Origin of the sequence: Nocardiopsis suaedae (genome assembly GCF_027706745.1) — a bacterium.
In the GTDB taxonomy this organism is placed as follows: Bacteria; Actinomycetota; Actinomycetes; order Streptosporangiales; family Streptosporangiaceae; genus Nocardiopsis_A; species Nocardiopsis_A suaedae.
This window is the reverse complement of record NZ_JAQFWP010000100.1, coordinates 1-18,422: the sequence shown is the minus strand read 5'-3', so window position 1 is coordinate 18,422 and position 18,422 is coordinate 1. Positions and strand designations below refer to the sequence as shown.

The window sequence follows — 18,422 nt, the reverse complement described above, 5'->3', positions numbered from 1 at the left end:
GGTGCGGGCCCGGCGGGGGCGGGTCCGGGTGTCGGAGAGCGCGAACCCCGGCCCCCGGGTCTCACCATGCGGGAGCTTCTCCGTGGAGGGGTGCACGTTGGTTGAGACCGGCCCCTGTGCCCGGCCATCAGGTGCATCTCGGCGAACCCGCCCCCCGGGTGGCCTGCCCGAGGCCCGGACGGGCGGGCCCGGCGGCCGCCGGGAACACGAAGAAGCCTCGCCTTCCTCCGGTCAGGGCACCCGGGCCGGAGGTGTTCCGAGGAGGGTGCACGTCATCCGGACGCCTCGCCCCACCAGGTGGGACACCCCGGCCCGGAAACCGGGCATATCGGACCCCTTCACACTCGTCGGCCGATCGAGCGTGGTGAGCGAACCATCCGAAGGGTGATCGCGTGGTGCAAGCACCACCCTCGCTGCGACTCCCCGACAGCGTCGGCGAGGGCCGCCCGCCGTCGTCGCCGCCTTCGCCCCGCGCCCCGGTGGTCCGCCGCCCGGCCAGAGCCCGTCAGCGGGGTACCGGCCGAGCCGCCCGCCCACCCGCACCGCGAGGAACCCACCGGACGGCAAGCAGGCCAAAGGAACCACCCCGCTTGTGCCGTCGCCGCCGACCACCCCGACCACGCACACACCCGGCGGCCGACAGCGTTACCGCTTGGGTCGCCGTCCTGCGTCGTCGCCGCCCACCACCCTGGCGCCCCGGCGGCCCGCCGCCCGGCCGGGGTCCATGAGTGGGGTACCAGCTCACGCCGTCGTTGCTGCTGGTCACCTGGCCCTCCGGTGGCCCGCCGCCCGGCCGGGGCCCGTGAGCGGGGGACCGGCTGGTGCCGTCGTCGCCGCTTTGTCCTTGCACCCCGCTGGCCTGGCCGACGGCCGGATCCCCCGAGCGGGGTACCTGCCCAGCCGCCGTCTCCCCAGACCGAGAGGAACCCGGCGCCCCACAGGCACGGGCGGACGGCGGCGCGCTCCCCTCCCCCGGCCACCGCTGCTGCGGGTTCACAGGGCCTTGAGCCCCTCCAGCACGTCTTCGAGGATGTCGCGGTCGTCCGCCGGACGGCTGTGGCACACCTCCAGGCGCCCCTCCGCCGTCAGGTCGCGGACCAGGTGGCGGGCGACCGTCAGCGGCAGGCCCGTCTCCGCCGCCAGGTCGACGACCCGGCACGGCCGCGCACAGGCCCTCAGCACCGCCGCCACCTCGGGGTACGGTTCACCGTCGGCGTCGGCGGGATCCGCCGCGCGGACCGCGGTCAGCGGCCCGGCCGGGGTACGGGCGCTCGGCCTCGGGGACGCCGGGGCGGGCGGGCGCCCCGCCCGCAGGGCGAAGGGCCGGAGCAGGGGGCCCGCGTCCAGCAGGCCGGACTCCGCGGCGCCCGGACCGTCGGCTTCAGTGCCCGGGACCGCGCCGACGCCGGCCGGTACACCGTCCGGGCGGGTGCCTCTTCCGCCGTCCTCCCTACCGTCCACCGCCGTGCCCCCCGGCCACGACCGCCTCCTCCAGCAATGCCGCGGGCACCAGCACCGTCGCCCGGGCACCCCCGTAGGCCGACGGCGCCAGCCGCACCGCGATCCCGTGGCGGGCCGCCAGGCGCGCCACCACGAAGAGGCCCACCCGCGGCTCGTCCTGCAGCGCCATCACGTCGAACTCGGGCGCCTGGGCCAGCGTCCGCTCGGCCGCCGCGTACCCCTCGGGGGTCAGCCCCAGCCCCCGGTCCTCCACCTCCACCGCCATCCCGCCGGGCGCGGGGCCGCAGATGACGTCCACCGGCGCCCCCGCCGGGGAGAACTGGGTGGCGTTCTCCACCAGCTCGGCCACCAGGTGCACCACGTCGGCGACCGCGGTGCCGCGCAGCGGCGGGCCGGGGGCGCAGGTCAGCCGCACCCGCTGGTAGTCCTCGGTCTCGGAGATCGCGGCGCGCAGGGCGTCGACGACCGGCATCGGCTCGCGCCAGCGCCGGGCCGAGTGCGCCCCGCCGAGGATGATGAGGTTGTCGGCGTAGCGGCGGGCGCGGGTGGCCAGGTGGTCCAGGCGGAACAGTTTGTCCAGGGTGCGCGGGTCCTCTTCGGCGTACTCGATCTCGTCGAGCAGGCGCAGCTGGCGCTGCACCAGCGCCTGGTTCCGGTAGGCGATGCCGAGGAAGACCCGGTTGGCCCCCGCCCGGATCTCGGCCTGCTTGACGGCGGCGCCGACGGCGGTGCGCTGGGCGGTGTTGAAGGCGTCGGCCACCTCGCCGATCTCGTCGGTGCCGTAGGACAGCTGCGGCAGCGCATCGCCCAGGTCGACGCGTCCCCCCTCCTGGACCCGGGAGACGATGCGCGGCAGGCGCGTGTCGGACACCGCCAGGGTCTCGGTGCGCAGGCGGCACAGCCGCTCGGTGAGGCGCCGGGAGGACCTCCCGGCGACGATGATCGCGGCGGCCCCCGCGGCCAGCGTCAGCACCGCCCCGGCGACGCTCAGCGCGATGCGGGTGTGCGCGGCGGTCTCCGCGCCGTCGAAGACGGCCGCGCGCTGGGTGGCCACCAGCTCCCGCAGCCCCTCCCCCGCCCGCCCTGCGGCGCGCTCCCACTCGTCGGCCCCGACGTCCAGACCGGTGTTCCAGGCGGGGCGCCCGGCGGCCGCCTGCTCGTCGGAGACGGGCGGCCGGGTCACCACGCCCCGGCTGAGGCGCTCGGTGCGGCGCCAGGCGTCGCCGGAGGCGAGCTCGGTGTAGGCGTCCCGTGCCGGACCGCGCAGGTCGGGTTCGGCCTGCTCCAGGGCGTCCCGGTAGGAGGCGGTGAGGTAGGTGAAGTGGGCGGTCTCCTGGTAGTCCATACCCTCCGCGGCGATGGCCCCCGCGAGCAGCGCCTCGGCGCGGGAGTACTCCTCGCGCACGCCCACCAGGGTCTCGGCCAGGCCCGCCGCCGAGCCGTCCGCCCCGTCGGCGGCGGCGTCGAGCAGCGCGGAGTCGAGCGTGCGCAGGTCGTCGAGCAGGGCGTCGTAGGCCTCCAGGGCGGTGGCACGGGTGACCGAGCCGCCGTCGACGCCGCCGCGCAGCTCCTCGACGTCCTCGGGGGCGCCCTCGCCGCGGCCGTCGAAGCGGGCCGCGCTGCGCAGCACGTCCCGGTCGGCGCCCGAGCGCAGCTCCTCGGCGTGCGGTTCGGCGCGCTCCAGGGCCCGGTCGGTACCCGACCGGGCGCGCTCCAGGGGTGCGTCCGCCGCGTCGCCGCCGGGGTCGCCGAGCCGGACCATGGTGGCCAGCCGCTCCTGGCGCAGGGCCTCGGCGAGGCGGGTGAAGGCGGCGGTCCCGGCACGGCCGTCGCCGACGGCGGCGGCCATGGAGGCGGCCTGGACGGCGCCGGCCGCGGTCGCGGCGGTCCACAGCAGCAGGAAGCAGACGCTGGGAATCAGCACGATGCGGGTGAGCTGCCCGCGGATGGTCCGCCGCTCCGGCGTCGCGGCCATGGGTCCCCCTCCTCCGACGGCGCGCCCGTGGGAGGAGGGTACCGGAGTTCCGATGCCGAGGGTGGCGGTTCGCTCACATTGCGTGAGCGGGGGCGGGGATCAGCTCTCCGGGCGGTGCCGCGACCCGACCGGAGCGGGCAGGTCGTCCACGCTCGGCGGGGTCTGCACCCCGACGCTGTTGAGCACCTCGGCGTAGCGCAGCGCGGCGATCTTGGCCAGGGTGCTGCCCGCGCCCACCGGCGCGCTGGCGCGCGCCCCGTGCCGTTCGGCCAGCTCGGTGGCGCGCCCCTCGGGCAGTTCGGGGCCGATCACCCCGGGGGCGAGCACCGGGCGGGCGCAGCCGGCCTCGGCCAGCTGCCCGAACGCCTCGGCCATGGCGGCGTCGTCGTCCATGTCGGCGGGCAGCACGGTGATGCCGAGCCGCGCGGCGAGCAGCACCGCGGTCACCCCGGCGGCACCGGCCGCCTCGGCGCCGCCGGCCGCGCCCACGATGACACCGTCGGTCATGCTGGCCGTGGGGGCCACCACGCTGATCAGCCGCATCCGGTCGGCGCGCACGAACCCGGCCTCGGCCAGGCGCAGGTGCAGCACCTCGGCGAGCATGGGGTGCGGGCCGAGCGCCTCGGTCATCCGCACGTCGGCGCCGGTGTCCCGGGCCGCCTCCTCCACGGCCCGGGCGGTGGGCGCGTGCGGCCCGGTCACCAGCGGCACGACGATGCCCGCCAGCGGGCTGCCCTCGCGCGGGGCGAGGCCGTCCATGGCCTCGCGCAGCGAGGGGCCGCCGTCGGTGCACCCGTACTTGATCTCGACCTCGGGGCGGTAGGAGCGCAACAGGTCGGCGGTCTGCGCGCCGATCTCCGCGGCCTCCCCGGTACCGCCGGGCACGGCGAGGACCAGCCGCGGGGTGCCGACCCAGCTGTCGAAGGAGAGCGGATCACGGTGCCGCCCGGAGCGGCGCCGCGGCAGATCGCGAGGGGGGAGTCTGTCCGGATTCTGCATACTGTCAGGATTCACGCGAGAGATGCTAACGAGTCGTGTGCGTTCGGGGAGCCCTATGCTACAGCTCACCCGCTCAGGGCCGGGCTGCGGCGGCGAATCACGTGTTCGACGAGCGACAGCAGCACCTCCTTGCCGGACTCGCGCTCGCGGGCGTCGCCCAGCACCACCGGCACGTGCGGGTCGACGTCCACGGCCTCGCGCACCTCCTGGGCGGTGTAGCGGTGCGCCCCGTCGAACTGGTTGACGGCCACGGCGAACGGGACGCCGCGCCGCTCGAAGAAGTCCACCGCGGGGAAGCAGCTCTCCAGGCGCCGGGTGTCGGCGACGACGACCGCCCCCAGCGCGCCGGAGGCCAGCTCGTCCCACATGAACCAGAACCGCCCCTGCCCGGGGGTGCCGAACAGGTACAGCACCACTCGGTCGCTGACGGTGATGCGCCCGAAGTCCAGGGCGACGGTGGTGGTGGTCTTGGCCTCCACCCCGTCGGTGTCGTCCACGCCCATGCCGGCCTCGGTCATCACCTCCTCGGTGCTGAGCGGGGCGATCTCGCTGACCGACCCGACCAGGGTGGTCTTGCCCGCGCCGAACCCCCCGGCCACCAGGATCTTGACCGCGACCGGGAGGTCGTGCGCGCCGGTGGCGCCGGGGCCGGCGCCGTCAGAGCCGTCGGATGCCATCGAGTACCGCCTGCAGAACGTGGGCTTCGGGGTGGTCGGCCGCGGGCGCCGGCGCCCGGGCGGCGACGTCGCCGGCCGCGACGAGGTCGCCCACCAGCACCTTGACCACGGTGAGGGGGATGTCCAGCTGGGCCGAGAGCTCGGCCACCGAGACCGGTGTGCGGCAGCGGCGCAGGATGCGCGCGTGCTCGGGCTGCAGCTCCCCCCAGTCCACCCGCTCGCGCGCGGCCACCACGATGCTGATCATGTCCAGCCCGGCGCCGACCGCCGGGCGGGTCCGCCCCCCGGTCATGGTGTAGGGCCGCACCAGCGGCCCGGCGCCCTCGTCCAGGCGCCCGGCCGCCGGGCTCACGAGCCGCCGCCCGCGGCCACCGACTCGGGGAAGCGCGGGGCGGAGGTGAGGAACTGGCCGACGCGCTTGATGCGCATGTTCATCTCGTAGGCGACCAGGCCCACGTCGGCGTCCTCGGCGGCCAGCACGGCCAGGCAGGCGCCCTCCCCGGCGGCGGTCACGAACAGGTAGGCGTGCTCCATCTCCACCACGGTCTGGCGCACCGCGCCGCCGCCGAACCGCCGCCCGGTGCCGCGGGCCAGGCTCTGGAAGGCGGAGGCGACCGCGGACAGGTGCTCGCCCTGTTCGGCGCCGAGGCCGCGGGAGCGGCCGATGAGCAGTCCGTCGGCGGAGAGCACGATGGCGTGTTCGGCGCCCACCGTGCGGTCCACCAGGTCGTCCAGGAGCCAGTTGAGGTCCGTGGCCGCGTTGCCGTCGTCAACCATCATTCGCTGCTCTCTCCCGTGTGTTCGTCCTCCCGGCCGCGCCGGGTCCCCTTCTGGAACGCGCTCATCACCGCGCGGGCCCGCTCGGGCGAAGGCTCGAGCGGTGCCGGTGCGGCGGCCTCGGCGGGGGGTGCCGCCGGTTCCTCGCGCAGTTGCGGGGCGAGTCCGGCCTGGCGGCGCCGCTTGGGCAGCGCCGGGCGGCCGTCCTCGGCTGCGGGGGGAGCGGGTGCGGTCGTTGCGGACGGCGCCGGCGCGGGCGCGGCCGACCGGGCCGTGCGGGGGGCGCCGGACCGGTCCTGGGGGGCCGTGCGCGCGGGTGCGGACGTGCGCGCCGGTGCGGCCGGCCGGGCGGGGGCGCCGGACCGGGCGGGGTCGGGATCGGAGCCGGCCCGCCGGGCTGGGGCCCCGGCGAGCAGGTCGGGGGCGTTCCGGCGGGCGGGGCGGCGCTCCTGGGCGCCGCGCCGGACCGGGCGTGCGGGGGCCTGCCGGTCGGCGATGAGCGCGGCGGGGATGAGCACCACCGCGCGGGTGCCGCCGTAGGGCGAGGGGCAGAGCTGGACGTGCACGTCGTGCTTGGCGGCCAGCCGGGCGACGACGAACAGCCCCAGGCGCAGGTCCTGGTTGAGCGCCATGACGTCGAACTCGGGCGCCTCGCGCAGGGTGGCGTTGGCGCGGGCGAGCGCCTCCTCCCCCATGCCCAGGCCGCGGTCCTCGATCTCCACGGCGACGCCCTTGGGCACCAGTTCGCTGTGGATGTGCACGGGGGTGTGCGGCGGTGAGAAGGAGGTGGCGTTCTCCACGAGCTCGGCGACCAGGTGGATGACGTCGGCCACCACGGTGCCCGACAGCGCCACGTCGGGCACCACCCGCAGCTCCACCCGGGCGTACTCCTCGGTCTCGGAGATGGCGCCGCGCAGGATGTCCACCAGCGGGATGGGGGTGCGCCAGCGGCGGCCGGGGCGGCCGCCGCCGAGGATGATGAGGTTCTCGGCGTTGCGGCGGCCGCGGGTGGCCAGGTGGTCCAGGTGGAAGAGGTCCTCCAGCAGGTCGGGGTCCTCCTCCTCGCGCTCGATCCGGTCGAGGAGCTGGAGCTGGCGCTGGACCAGGGACTGGTTGCGGTGCGCGATGCCGAGGAAGACGCGGTTCACGCCCGCGCGCATGTCGGCCTGGCGCACCGCGGCGCGCACGGCGGTGCGCTGGGCGGTGGTGAAGGCGTCGGCGACCTGGCCGACCTCGTCGTCGCCGTGGTCCAGGCGGCGGACCTCCCGGTCCAGGTCGACGGCCTCGCCCTGCTCCAAGCGGGTGACGATGCGCGGCAGCCGGGTGCGGGCCAGGTCCAGGGTCTCGGCGCGCAGCCGGGCCAGACGGCCGATCAGCCGCCCGGCGGAGCGGGAGGCGACCCCGTAGGCGAGGGTCCCGGCGAACAGCGCCATGGTGCCGCCGCCCAGGGCGAGGCTGAACATCGCGTTGGAGGCGGCGCGGGTGCGGTCGACGACCGTCGCGGCCTGGGCGGCCGCCAGCCCGGTCAGGCCCGCGTCGACCTCGTCGGCGACCGACCGCCACCCCTCGGGGGGCGCGTCGCCGCCGCCGTGCTCGGCGGCGCGCTCGGCCAGGGTGCGCGCGCGGCTCCAGTCCGGGGAGGCCGCCAGGGCGGCGTGCGCCCGTGCGGGGTCGCCGGCGAGGGCGGACCCGGTCTCGCTCAGGCGGGTCTCGGCGTCCTCGACGAGGGAGGCGGCCCGGCCCGCGTCACCGCCGCCGCTGAGGAGGGCGTCGGCGCGGGAGAAGCGCTCCTGTGCGCGCATGAGCGCCACCGTGTCGGCCGCGGCCGCGGCCGAGGGGCCGTCGGCCGCGGTGCGCCCCACGGCGTCGAACACGCGCACTCCGCGCTCCACGGCGGTGCCGTAGTCGGCGGCGGCGATGGGGGCCCCGATGTCGCCGGCGGTGATCCGGTCGCGCAGTTCACCCCGGCGGGCCAGGGAGGCGTGGAAGGAGGAGGCGCGGTCGGCGACGGCGGTGTCCCGCGAGCCGCGCAGGCGGTCCCCGGAATCGGCCATGCGCTCGACGGCGCCGTCGGTGGCGGCGGTCTGGTCGCGGAAGGCCTCCAGCGACCCCTGGCCGGGGTCGGCGAGGTGCTCGGCGGCCAGGCGGCGCTCGCGCTGCAGTTCGGTGAGGACCTGCTGCAGGTGGACGGCCTCCCGGGCGTCGCGGGAGGCCAGGCGCAGCGAGACCGCCTGGGTCAGGGTGACACCGCTGAGCACGGCGAACAGCGCCAGGAACGTCACGCTGGGGATCAGCACGATCCTGTTGAGCTGCGCCCTGATGCCGCGCTCTGCTCCCCCCGACTGCCCCATCGGTCTCCTCCCCCGTGCGGGCTGCGCGTCGTCCGCTCCCGGTGCGCGGTGTCCGCGGTCCGGCCTCGACCGGATCGGCTCACGATGCGCGCAGGAGCGGCCACCCGTGGTGCCCACGGATTCAGGACGCTACCGCATGCGGGCGCCGCCGGAAGGGGGTTCGGAGAATTCGTCCGAGATGGGCGGTGACGTGCGGAGGGAGCGGGGGGAGGTCGGGGCGCGCCCGTCCCTGGGGGCGGCCGGAGCGGGTCGGCGGGTCTTGTCGCGGCGCTGTCGGGCGCGGCGCGTGTGCGTGGTCGCCGTGGACGGCGGCAATGGCGAAAGGTCAGCGGTTCCCGGGCCCTGCCTGCCGTCCGGCGGGTCCCTCGCGGTCCGGGCGGCGGCGCGACAGGGTGATCGAGCGCTCGCCCGCGCTCATGGCGTCTGTCGGCCCGGTGCGCCCCAGCCCGGTGATGATCTCGACAAAGGTGCTTTCAAAACCGCCGGAATGGCAGCACTTCCGTCGAGATCATCGCCGAGGGGGCGGCCCCGTGGCCCCGGGAGAGCGGCGCGGTTCCGCTCCACTCCCGGGGCGGTGCCGTCGTCACGCGCACCAGGCGCGTCCTGACCCGCATTGGGTGGCCGCGACCGCCGAGAAGGGCGGTCGCGGCCACCGGAACTCACACCGGCCCGGCCCAGGGGTCGTCCAGGTCAGAGCCGTCCGGGTCATGGGCCGTCCAGGTCAGGACCCGGAGAAGGCCCTCAGTCCTTCCACGGTCTCGCGGACGCGGGCGAGCTGCTCCCGGACGCGCACCGGCGCCGTCCCTCCCTTGCCCGCGCGCGAGGCCATCGCGCCCTGCACCGTCAGCACCTCGCGCACCTGCGGGGTCAGGTGCTCCGACACCGACGCGAAGTCCTCGTCGCCCAGGTCCGGAAGGTCCACGCCGCGCTCCTCGCACAGGCGCACGCACGCCCCCGCGATCTCGTGCGCCTCGCGGAACGGCACGCGCTGCCGCACCAGCCACTCGGCGATGTCCGTGGCCAGCGAGAAGCCCTGCGGCGCCAGCTCGGCCATGCGCTCCCCGTCGAACTCGAGCGTGGCGACCATGCCGGTGAACGCGGGCAGCAGGAGCAGGAGGGTGTCGGCCGCGTCGAACACCGGCTCCTTGTCCTCCTGCAGGTCCCGGTTGTAAGCCAGCGGCAGCCCCTTGAGCGTGCCGAGCAGGCCGGTCAGGTCGCCGATGAGGCGGCCGGACTTGCCGCGCGCCAGCTCGGCGATGTCCGGGTTCTTCTTCTGCGGCATGATCGACGACCCCGTGGAGTAGGCGTCGTCCAGGATCGCGAAGGAGAACTCCTTGGTGGCCCAGAGGATGACCTCCTCGGAGATGCGCGACAGGTCCACCCCGGTCATCGCGGCCGCGAAGGCGAACTCGGCGGCCACGTCCCGGGAGGCGGTGGCGTCGATGGAGTTCTCGGCCGCGGCGGGGAAGCCCAGGTCGGCGGCGACCGCCTCGGGGTCCAGACCGAGCGAGGACCCGGCCAGCGCGCCGGAGCCGTAGGGCGAGACGGCGGCGCGGCGGTCCCAGTCCGCCAGCCGCTCCACGTCCCGCAGCAGCGGCCAGGCGTGCGCGAGCAGGTGGTGGGAGAGCAGGACCGGCTGGGCGTGCTGCAGGTGGGTGCGGCCGGGCATGGGCACGCCCATGTTCGCCTCGGCCTGGTCGGCCAGCGCGCCGACGAGGTCGAGCAGCTCCCCGGCGATGGCGCGGGCCTGCTCGCGCAGGTACATCCGCACCAGGGTGGCGATCTGGTCGTTGCGCGAGCGCCCGGCGCGCAGCCGCCCGCCGAGCTCGGGGCCGACGCGCTCGATGAAGCCGCGCTCCAGGGCGGTGTGCACGTCCTCGTCCTCGGGCACCGGGGTGAAGGCGCCGGAGGCGACGTCGGCCTCCAGGCGGTCGAGCCCGTCCAGGGTGCCCTGCAGCTCCTCGTCGGTCAGCAGCCCGGCGGCGTGCAGCACGCGGGCGTGCGCCCGGGAGCCGGCGATGTCGTGGCGGGCCAGGCGCCAGTCGAAGGAGGTGCTGTCGGAGAGGGCGGCGAGGGCCTCGGAGGGGCCGCCTGCGAAGCGGCCGCCCCACAGGCGGGTGACGGGGCCGCCGGGGGCCTCGGCGCTGGCGTCGGCGCTGTCCTGGGCCACGGTCGGTGTCCTTTGCTCGGGTGGGCGGATGGGTCGGTCGTTTTTCAGGGCCGGACGTGTGCCCGGGCGGGCGGCCGCACGGGACGGCGTCCGGTCGCGGGGGTGTCCCGCGCGGACGGTCCGCTGCTCCCGGCCGCGTCCCGGCCGCGCCGCACGGCGATTCTCGCGTGTCAGGGGCCCATCTGCCCCCGGCACGGGGAAATCGCGAGGAGTTCCTCGGGCCGAGGGGCTCAGCAGGGGCGGATCCGCCGCGGCCCCGGGCGCTGCCGTGCCGGGGCCGCGGCGGAGCGTGTCAGGCGTTGCGCTGGTCCCGCAGCGAGGCGATCTTGGCGGGCATGCTCCACACGTCGATGAAGCCGCGCGCCATGGACTGGTCATAGGTGTCGCCGGTGTCGTAGGTGGCCAGCTCGTAGTCGTAGAGCGACTGCTCGCTGCGCCGCCCGGTGACCACGGCCCGGCCGCCGTGCAGGACCACCCGCACGTCGCCGGAGACGTGCTCGTTGGCGTCGGCGATGAACCCGTCCAGGGCGTCCTTGAGCGGGGAGAACCACAGGCCGTCGTAGACCAGCTCGCCCCACCGCTGGTCGACGCCGCGCTTGAACCGGGCCAGCTCCCGCTCCACGGTGACGTTCTCCAGCTCCTGGTGGGCGGCGATGAGCGCGATGGCGCCCGGCGCCTCGTAGACCTCGCGGCTCTTGATGCCGACCAGCCGGTCCTCGACCATGTCGATGCGGCCCACGCCCTGGGCGCCCGCCCGCCGGTTCATCTCCTCGATGACCTGCAGCGGGGTGAGCTCCTTGCCGTCGATGGCGGTGGGCACCCCGGCGGTGAAGGTGACGACCGGCTCGTCGGCCTCGCGCGGCGCGCCGGGGTCGTCGGTGTAGGCGTAGACGTCCTCGATGGGGCCGTTCCAGATGTCCTCGAGGAACCCGGTCTCCACGGCGCGGCCGAACAGGTTCTGGTCGATGGAGTAGGGCGACTTCTTGGAGACGTCGATGGGCAGGCCCTTCTCCTCGGCGAAGGCGATGGCCTTGTCCCGCGTCATGCCCGAGTCGCGCACCGGGGCGAGCACCTTGAGCTCGGGGAACAGGGCGGCCAGCCCGGCCTCGAAGCGGACCTGGTCGTTGCCCTTGCCCGTGCAGCCGTGGGCGACCATGGTGGCGCCGTGGTAGCGGGCGGCGTCGGCCAGGTGCTTGACGATCAGCGGCCGCGACAGCGCCGAGACCAGCGGGTACCGGTCCATGTACAGGGCGTTGGCCTGCAGCGCGGGGACGCAGTACTGCTCGGCGAACTCGTCCTTGGCGTCGGCGACGACGGCCTCGACGGCGCCGCAGTCGATGGCGCGCCGGCGGACCGTGTCCAGGTCCTCGCCGCCCTGCCCGCAGTCGATGGCCACGGCCACCACCTCGGCGCCGGTCTCCTCGGCGATCCACCCGATGGCGACGGAGGTGTCCAGCCCCCCGGAGTAGGCGAGTACGACCCGCTCGCTCATGTCGGTTCCTCCTCGTGCGGTGGTCGGGTCTTGCGGTCGGCCAGCCGGAGCAGCGCCGATGCGAGTTCTTCGCCGCCCTCGGGGTCCCGGGAGACGACGAGGATGGTGTCGTCCCCGGCGATGGTGCCGAGGATGGCCTGGAAGTCGGTGTGGTCGATCGCCGAGGCGAGGAACTGCGCCGCCCCGGGCGGTGTGCGGACCACGACCATGTTGGCCGACGCCTCGGCCGATACCAGCAGCTCCTCGGCGAGCCGGGTGACCCGCGAGCCCGCGGCGGCGGCCAGGTCCAGGCCCCCGTCGTGGGCGTCGGCCCCGGCGCGCTGCAGCCGCTCGCCGCCCTCGCCGGGCAGCCGGTAGATGAGGTCCCCTCCGGCGGTGCGCAGCTTCACCGCCCCGAGCTCGTCGAGGTCCCGGGAGAGGGTGGCCTGGGCGACCTGCACCCCCGCCTCGGCGAGCAGCTTGGCCAGTTCGGCCTGGGAGCGCACGTCGTTGCGGGTGAGCACGTCGGTGATGCGGGCGTGCCGGGCCGCCTTGGTCATCGGCGCGGCGGCACCGTCGGCGGTCATCGTCGCGGCCCCGCCCCCTCCGCGGCCCCGGGGTCCAGCAGGAAGCACAGCAGGGCCTTCTGGGCGTGGCGGCGGTTCTCGGCCTCGTCCCACACGGCCGACGCGGGGCCGTCCAGGACCGGGGCGGTGATCTCCTGGCCGCGGTAGGCGGGCAGGCAGTGCAGGACGACCGGCTCGGGGGCGGCGGCCGCCAGCAGGGCGTCGTCGACGGCGAACGGCAGGAACGGGGCGACCCGGTCGGCGGCCTCGGCCTCCTGGCCCATGGAGGTCCAGGCGTCGGTGGCCAGGACGTCGGCGCCGGAGGCGCCCTCGCGGGCGTCGGTGACGACCTCGGCCGACCCGCCGGTCCCGGCGGCGATGGCGCGGGCGCGCTCCAGCACGTCGGCGTCGGGCCGGTACCCCTCGGGGGCGGCGATGCGCACGTGCATGCCGGCGGTGGCGCCGCCGAGCAGGTAGGAGTGGGCCATGTTGTTGGCGCCGTCGCCGAAGTAGGCGAGGGTGAGCCCGGCCAGGCGGCCCTTGCGCTCGCGCACCGTCTGCAGGTCGGCGAGGATCTGGCAGGGATGGAAGCGGTCGGACAGGGCGTTGACGACCGGAACGGAGGCGGCCTGGGCCATGCCCTCCAGGCCCTCTTGGGCGAAGGTGCGCCAGACGATGGCGGCGACCTGGCGCTCCAGCACCCGGGCGGTGTCGGCGACGGGTTCACCGCGGCCCATCTGGCTGCCCTGGGCGTCGATGACCAGGGGGGATCCGCCGAGGTCGGCCACGCCCACGGCGAAGGAGACGCGGGTGCGGGTGGAGGGCTTGTCGAAGACCAGGGCGACGGTCTGTGGGCCCTCCAGCGGGCGGCGGGAGAACCGGTCGGCCTTGAGGGCGTCGGCCAGGTCGAGGACGGCCGTCTGCTCCTGCGGGGTGAGGTCGTCGTCGCGGAGGAAGTGGCGGGTCACGGGGTCACCTCGTCGAGGATCGCGGGGAGGGCGCCGGTGAAGGCGGCGGCCTGCCCGGTGGTGAGGGTCAGCGGCGGTGCGAGCCGTACGGCGTCCGGGGCCACGGCGTTGACCAGGAAGCCGTGCGCGGCGGCGCGGGCCTGCACGTCGGCGGCGCGGTCGGCGGTCAGGGTGACGGCCAGCCACAGGCCGCTGCCGCGCACCCCCGCGACCAGGGGGTGGCCGGTGGCGCGGATGCCGTCGGCGAGGGCGGCGCCGGTGCGGGCGGCGTTGTCGAGTAGGCCCTCCTTGTCGACGGTGTCCAGGACGGCCAGCGCGGCGGCCGCGGCGACCGGGTTGCCGCCGAAGGTGGAGCCGTGGTCCCCCTTGGCGAAGGCGGTGGCGAAGCGGCCGAAGCCGACGCAGGCGCCGATGGGCAGGCCCCCGCCCAGGCCCTTGGCCAGGGTGAGGATGTCGGGGCGCACGCCTTCGGCCTGGTGGGCGAACCAGTGGCCGGTGCGGCCGATGCCGGACTGGATCTCGTCGAGGATGAACGCGGCCCCCGCCTCGTCGCAGATGGCGCGGACCTCGGCCAGGTGGCCGTCGGGGGCGGGGACGACACCGGCCTCGCCCTGGGCGGGTTCGACGATGACCGCGGCGACGCCGCCGTCGACGGCGGCGCGCAGGGCCCCGGCGTCGCCGTGGGGGACGAACCGCACCTCGGTGCCGTAGGGGCCGAACGGCGCGCGGATGGACTCCTTGCCGGTGACGGCGAGGGCGCCGAGGGTGCGGCCGTGGAAGCCGTTCTCGGCGGCGACCAGCACGGGGCGGTCGGGTCCGGCGGCCTTGCGGGCGAGCTTGAGGGCGGCCTCGTTGGCCTCGGTGCCGGAGTTGGCGAGGAAGACGCGGGCGGACGGGTCGCCGAGCAGGGCGATGAGGCGCTCGGCGAGTTCGACCTCGCGCTCGTGGAGGAAGAGGTTGGAGGTGTGGGCCAGGGAGGCGGCCTGGTCGGCGACGGCCGTGACGAGGGCGGGGTGGCCGTGGCCCAGGGCGCTGACGGCGATGCCGCCGATGAGGTCGAGGTATTCGCGGCCGTCGGCGTCCCAGACGCGGGCGCCCTCGCCGCGGGCGATGGCCACGGGCGGCACGCCGTAGTTGGGCATGAGGGCGGCCTGGAACCGCTCCTGCAGGGCGCGGGTCGCCTCGCCGGGGCCGTCGGCGGGGGCGCCGGAGGTGGGCCCTCCGGCGGTGGGGGCGCTCATGCGGGGCCTCCGAACACGTCGTGGGGGGCGTCGTCGGGCACGACCATGGTGCCGATGCCGTCGTTGGTGAACACTTCCAGCAGCAGGGAGTTGGGGGTGCGGCCGTCGAGCACGTGCGCCTGGGGGACGCCGCCGCGCACCGCCCGCAGGCAGGCCTCCATCTTGGGGACCATGCCGGTGGACAGGTCGGGCAGCAGGCGCTCCAGCTCGGTGGCGCTGAGGCGGCTGATCAGCTCCTCGCACACCGGGTAGTCGGCGTAGAGCCCCTCGATGTCGGTGAGCATGATGAGCTTGCTGGCGCCCAGGCCGGCGGCGAGGGCGGCGGCCGCGGTGTCGGCGTTGACGTTGTAGACGCCCTCGCCGGAGCGGGCGACGCTGGAGACGACGGGGATGCGGCCGTCGTCGAGCAGGGTGTCCACCACTGAGGCGTCGACCCCGGTGACCTCGCCGACCAGGCCGATGTCGACCGGTTCGCCGTCGACCATGGCGGGCTTGCGCTCGGCGGTCATCATCCGGGCGTCCTCGCCGGACAGGCCGACGGCGAAGGGGCCGTGCCGGTTGATGCGGCCGACGATGTCCCGGTTGACCTGGCCGACCAGCACCATGCGGACGATGTCCATGGTCTCGGGGGTGGTGACGCGCAGCCCCGCGGCGAAGGTGCTCTCCAGGCCGACGCGCTCCAGGTGCGCCTTGATCTGCGGGCCGCCGCCGTGCACCACCACCGGGCGCAGCCCGGCGTAGCGCAGGAAGACGATGTTCTCGGCGAACCGGTCCTGCAGCTCGGGGTCGGTCATGGCGTTGCCGCCGTACTTGACCACGACGGTGCGGCCGTGGAAGCGGCTCATCCAGGGCAGCGCCTCGATGAGGGTGGTGGCCTTGTCCAGGGCCTGTTTGCGGGAGTTCATGAGCTGTAGGCCGAGTTCTCGTGGACGTAGGCGGTGGTCAGGTCCGTGGTGCGGACCGTGGCGGCGGCACCCCCGGCGGACAGGTCGACGGTGACGGCGACGTCGCGGCCGGACAGGTCGACCTTGGAGCGGTCGTCGCCGACGGCGCCCTTGCGGCACACCCAGACGCCGTTGATGGCGACGTTGAGCTGGTCGGGGTCGAAGGCGGCGGTGGTGGTGCCCACGGCGGCGAGCACCCGGCCCCAGTTGGGGTCCTCGCCGAACATGGCGCACTTGAAGAGGTTGTTGCCGGCGACGGCGCGGGCGGCCTGCAGGGCGTCGTCCTCGTCGGCGGCGCCGACCACCTCGACGGCGATGGCCTTGGTGGCGCCCTCGGCGTCGGCGATGAGCTGGCCCGCCAGCTCATCGCAGACCTCGGTGAGCAGGGCGGCGAACTCCTCCTCGTCGGGCACCGCGCCGGAGGCGCCGGAGGCCATGAGCACCACGGTGTCGTTGGTGGACAGGCAGCCGTCGGCGTCGATGCGGTCGAAGGTGGCGGCGGTGGCGGCGCGCAGCAGCCGGTCGCACTGCTCGGGGGTGAGCTCGGCGTCGGTGGTGAGCACGCAGATCATGGTGGCCAGGGCGGGGGCGAGCATCCCGGCTCCCTTGGCCATGCCGCCGACGGTGTAGTCGGCGCCGCGGCGGAAGGCGATCTTGGCCACGGTGTCGGTGGTGCGGATGGCGTCGGCGGCGTCCAGGCCGCCGTCCCGGGCGGCGTCGGAGACGGCCAGGTCGACCCCGCTGAGCAGCTCGGGCATGGGCAGGCGCTCACCGATCAGGCCGGTGGAACAGACCAGGATCTCGGCGGCCGAGTCGCCCAGGGCGTGCGCGGCGCGCTCCGCGGTGGCGTGGGTGTCCTGGAAGCCCGGGGCGCCGGTGCAGGCGTTGGCGCCGCCGGAGTTGACGACCACGGCGCGGGCCCGGCCGCCCTTGGCGACCTGGCGGGACCACAGGACCGGGGCGGCCTGCACCCGGTTGGCGGTGAAGACGGCGGCGGCGGAGCGGGAGGGGCCGTCGTTGACGACGACGGCGACGTCCCGGGCGCCGTCGGGCTTGAGTCCGGCGGCGACGCCGGCGGCGCGGAAGCCGCGGGGTGCGGTGACGCTCACGGCGGGACCTTTCACGGTGGTGTGCGGAGCCCCTGCGTCCGGGGCCCCGCGGCGGAATGCGTTGGCGTGTGCGGGCCGGCCCCCGGTCCGGGCGGTGCGCTAGGGCGCGACGCCGGCGGTGGGGAGTCCGGTGGTCTCGGGCAGGCCCAGGGCGATGTTGGCGCTCTGCACGGCGCCGCCGGCGGTCCCCTTGGTGAGGTTGTCCAGGGCGGCGCAGGCGACGAGGCGCCCTGCCGCGGGGTCGGCGGCGACCTGCACGGCGGCGGTGTTGGCGCCGAGGGTCATGGCGGTGGCGGGCCACTGCCCTTCGGGGAGCAGGTTCACGAAGGGCTCGGCCCCGTATCGTCGCTCGTAGGCGGCGCGCAGGGCGGCGGTGTCGGCGCCCGGGGCCAGCCGGGCGGTGCAGGTGGCGAGGATGCCGCGCGGCATGGGGGCCAGAACGGGGGTGAAGGAGAGGGTGACCGGGCGCCCGGCGGCCGCGGTCAGGTTCTGCACGATCTCGGGGTTGTGCCGGTGGGCGCCGGCGGCGCCGTAGGGGGCGGCCGAGCCCATGGTCTCGCTGCCGATGAGGTGCGGTTTGGGGGCCTTGCCCGCGCCGGAGACCCCGGTGACCGAGACCGCGGTCAGGTCCTCGGGGTCGGCCAGGCCCTCGGTGAGGGCCGGCAGCAGGGCGAGGGTGACCGTGGTGACGTGGCACCCGGGGACGGCGATGCGGTGGGCCCCGGCCAGGGCCTCCCGGCCGCCGGGCAGCTCGGGCAGGCCGTAGGGCCAGGTCCCGGCGTGGGGGGTGCCGTAGAAGCGTTCCCAGGCGTCGGGGTCGGTGAGCCGGAAGTCGGCGCCGCAGTCGACGATGAGGACGTCGTCGCCCAGGGCGCGGGCGATCTCGGCGGACTTGCCGTGCGGGAGGGCGAGGAAGACGACGTCGTGCCCGGCGAGGGCGGCGGTGTCGGTGTCCTGCAGGACCCGGTCGGCCAGCGGGGTCAGGTGCGGGTGGTGGTCCCCGAGCCGCGTGCCCGCGCTGCCCCCGGCGGTGAGCGCCCCGATCTCGATACTGGGGTGCCCCAGGAGGAGCCGGAGGACCTCACCCCCGGCATAGCCGCTGGCCCCGGCGACCGCCGCCGTGTACCCCATGGCCGTTCCCCCGATTCCGTATGGTGCATGTGTCCGTTCGGACGGGCTCCATCATGCCGGATGATTGAAATCTTATGCAACCGACTGAATAGAATCTCTATGTGACGCCCATCTCACCCCACGAAGGAGAGGGCGGTCCCGACGAGGCAGGCCGACGCCGCCCGAGGTCAGCGCCACCCAAGGTCAGCGCCCGCAGTCACCGCGCCCGGCCAGCGCGAGCGGCCAGCGCGAGCGGCCAGCACGAGCGGTCCGCGCAAGTGGTCACCGCTCCCAGCGGCGACGGCAGAAGCCCGGCGGTTCCCCGGGCCTGCTTGCCGTCCGGCGGGCCCCTCGCGGTCCAGGCGGGCGGCTCGGCCGGTACCCCGCTGACGGGCCCCGGCCGGGCGGCGGGCCGCCGGGGCGCGGGGCGGGGGCCACGCGGGGGCCGGGTCCGGGTGCCCTGACCGGAGGAAGGCGAGGCTTCTTCGTGTTCCCGGCGCCTGCCGGGCCTGCGCCCCGCCCCTCCGGGAGGAAGGGGCGCCGGGATACGCCCGGCAGCCGGGCCCCGGGGGGGCGGTCTCAACCAACGTGCACCCCTCCGGC

The 18,422-nt window shown here is 75.8% G+C and carries 15 protein-coding genes; all 15 read right to left on the bottom strand.

Features of this window, described 5'->3' with window-relative positions:
- Positions 1–993 precede the first annotated feature (993 nt).
- Positions 994–1,461 carry a DUF742 domain-containing protein gene (locus tag O4U47_RS29750; protein WP_270681316.1) on the bottom strand — a complete coding sequence of 156 codons (468 nt, stop codon included), beginning with the start codon at positions 1,459–1,461 and terminating at the stop codon, positions 994–996.
- Positions 1,451–3,436 carry a sensor histidine kinase gene (locus O4U47_RS29745; RefSeq protein WP_270681315.1) on the bottom strand — a complete coding sequence of 662 codons (1,986 nt, stop codon included), beginning with the start codon at positions 3,434–3,436 and terminating at the stop codon, positions 1,451–1,453. The genes O4U47_RS29750 and O4U47_RS29745 overlap by 11 nt, the downstream gene beginning before the upstream one ends.
- Before the next feature lie 99 nt (positions 3,437–3,535).
- Positions 3,536–4,435, bottom strand: coding sequence for a sirohydrochlorin chelatase (locus tag O4U47_RS29740; RefSeq protein ID WP_270681314.1), 900 nt, complete (start codon positions 4,433–4,435; stop codon positions 3,536–3,538).
- Between the two features lie 65 nt (positions 4,436–4,500).
- Complete coding sequence (locus O4U47_RS29735; protein ID WP_270681313.1) at positions 4,501–5,112, bottom strand: GTP-binding protein; 612 nt, start codon at positions 5,110–5,112, stop codon at positions 4,501–4,503.
- Positions 5,093–5,464: a DUF742 domain-containing protein gene (locus O4U47_RS29730; RefSeq protein WP_270681312.1), complete on the bottom strand. Its 372-nt coding sequence runs from the start codon at positions 5,462–5,464 to the stop codon at positions 5,093–5,095. The genes O4U47_RS29735 and O4U47_RS29730 overlap by 20 nt, the downstream gene beginning before the upstream one ends.
- Positions 5,461–5,889, bottom strand: a complete 429-nt coding sequence (locus O4U47_RS29725) for a roadblock/LC7 domain-containing protein (protein WP_408639050.1) — start codon at positions 5,887–5,889, stop codon at positions 5,461–5,463. Before O4U47_RS29725 ends, O4U47_RS29730 begins: the two co-directional genes overlap by 4 nt.
- A complete protein-coding gene (locus O4U47_RS29720) occupies positions 5,889–8,240 on the bottom strand; it encodes a sensor histidine kinase (protein ID WP_270681310.1) in 2,352 nt (783 codons plus the stop codon). The genes O4U47_RS29725 and O4U47_RS29720 overlap by 1 nt, the downstream gene beginning before the upstream one ends.
- 721 nt (positions 8,241–8,961) lie before the next feature.
- Positions 8,962–10,410: an argininosuccinate lyase gene (gene argH / locus O4U47_RS29715; protein WP_270681309.1), complete on the bottom strand. Its 1,449-nt coding sequence runs from the start codon at positions 10,408–10,410 to the stop codon at positions 8,962–8,964.
- Between the two features lie 292 nt (positions 10,411–10,702).
- Complete coding sequence (locus tag O4U47_RS29710; RefSeq protein WP_270681308.1) at positions 10,703–11,902, bottom strand: argininosuccinate synthase; 1,200 nt, start codon at positions 11,900–11,902, stop codon at positions 10,703–10,705.
- Entirely contained in the window at positions 11,899–12,468 is a 570-nt protein-coding gene (locus tag O4U47_RS29705) for an arginine repressor (protein ID WP_270681307.1), read from the bottom strand. The genes O4U47_RS29710 and O4U47_RS29705 overlap by 4 nt, the downstream gene beginning before the upstream one ends.
- Entirely contained in the window at positions 12,465–13,415 is a 951-nt protein-coding gene (gene argF / locus O4U47_RS29700; protein ID WP_270681306.1) for an ornithine carbamoyltransferase, read from the bottom strand. Before argF ends, O4U47_RS29705 begins: the two co-directional genes overlap by 4 nt.
- Positions 13,412–14,656, bottom strand: coding sequence for an acetylornithine transaminase (locus tag O4U47_RS29695; RefSeq protein ID WP_270681305.1), 1,245 nt, complete (start codon positions 14,654–14,656; stop codon positions 13,412–13,414). The genes argF and O4U47_RS29695 overlap by 4 nt, the downstream gene beginning before the upstream one ends.
- Positions 14,653–15,561 (bottom strand): acetylglutamate kinase, encoded by a 909-nt coding sequence (gene argB / locus O4U47_RS29690; protein ID WP_270681304.1) that lies wholly within the window; start codon positions 15,559–15,561, stop codon positions 14,653–14,655. The genes O4U47_RS29695 and argB overlap by 4 nt, the downstream gene beginning before the upstream one ends.
- Complete coding sequence (argJ, locus tag O4U47_RS29685; RefSeq protein WP_270681303.1) at positions 15,558–16,709, bottom strand: bifunctional glutamate N-acetyltransferase/amino-acid acetyltransferase ArgJ; 1,152 nt, start codon at positions 16,707–16,709, stop codon at positions 15,558–15,560. The genes argB and argJ overlap by 4 nt, the downstream gene beginning before the upstream one ends.
- A gap of 99 nt (positions 16,710–16,808) precedes the next feature.
- Positions 16,809–17,840, bottom strand: a complete 1,032-nt coding sequence (gene argC / locus O4U47_RS29680) for an N-acetyl-gamma-glutamyl-phosphate reductase (protein ID WP_270681302.1) — start codon at positions 17,838–17,840, stop codon at positions 16,809–16,811.
- Between the last annotated feature and the right edge of the window lie 582 nt (positions 17,841–18,422).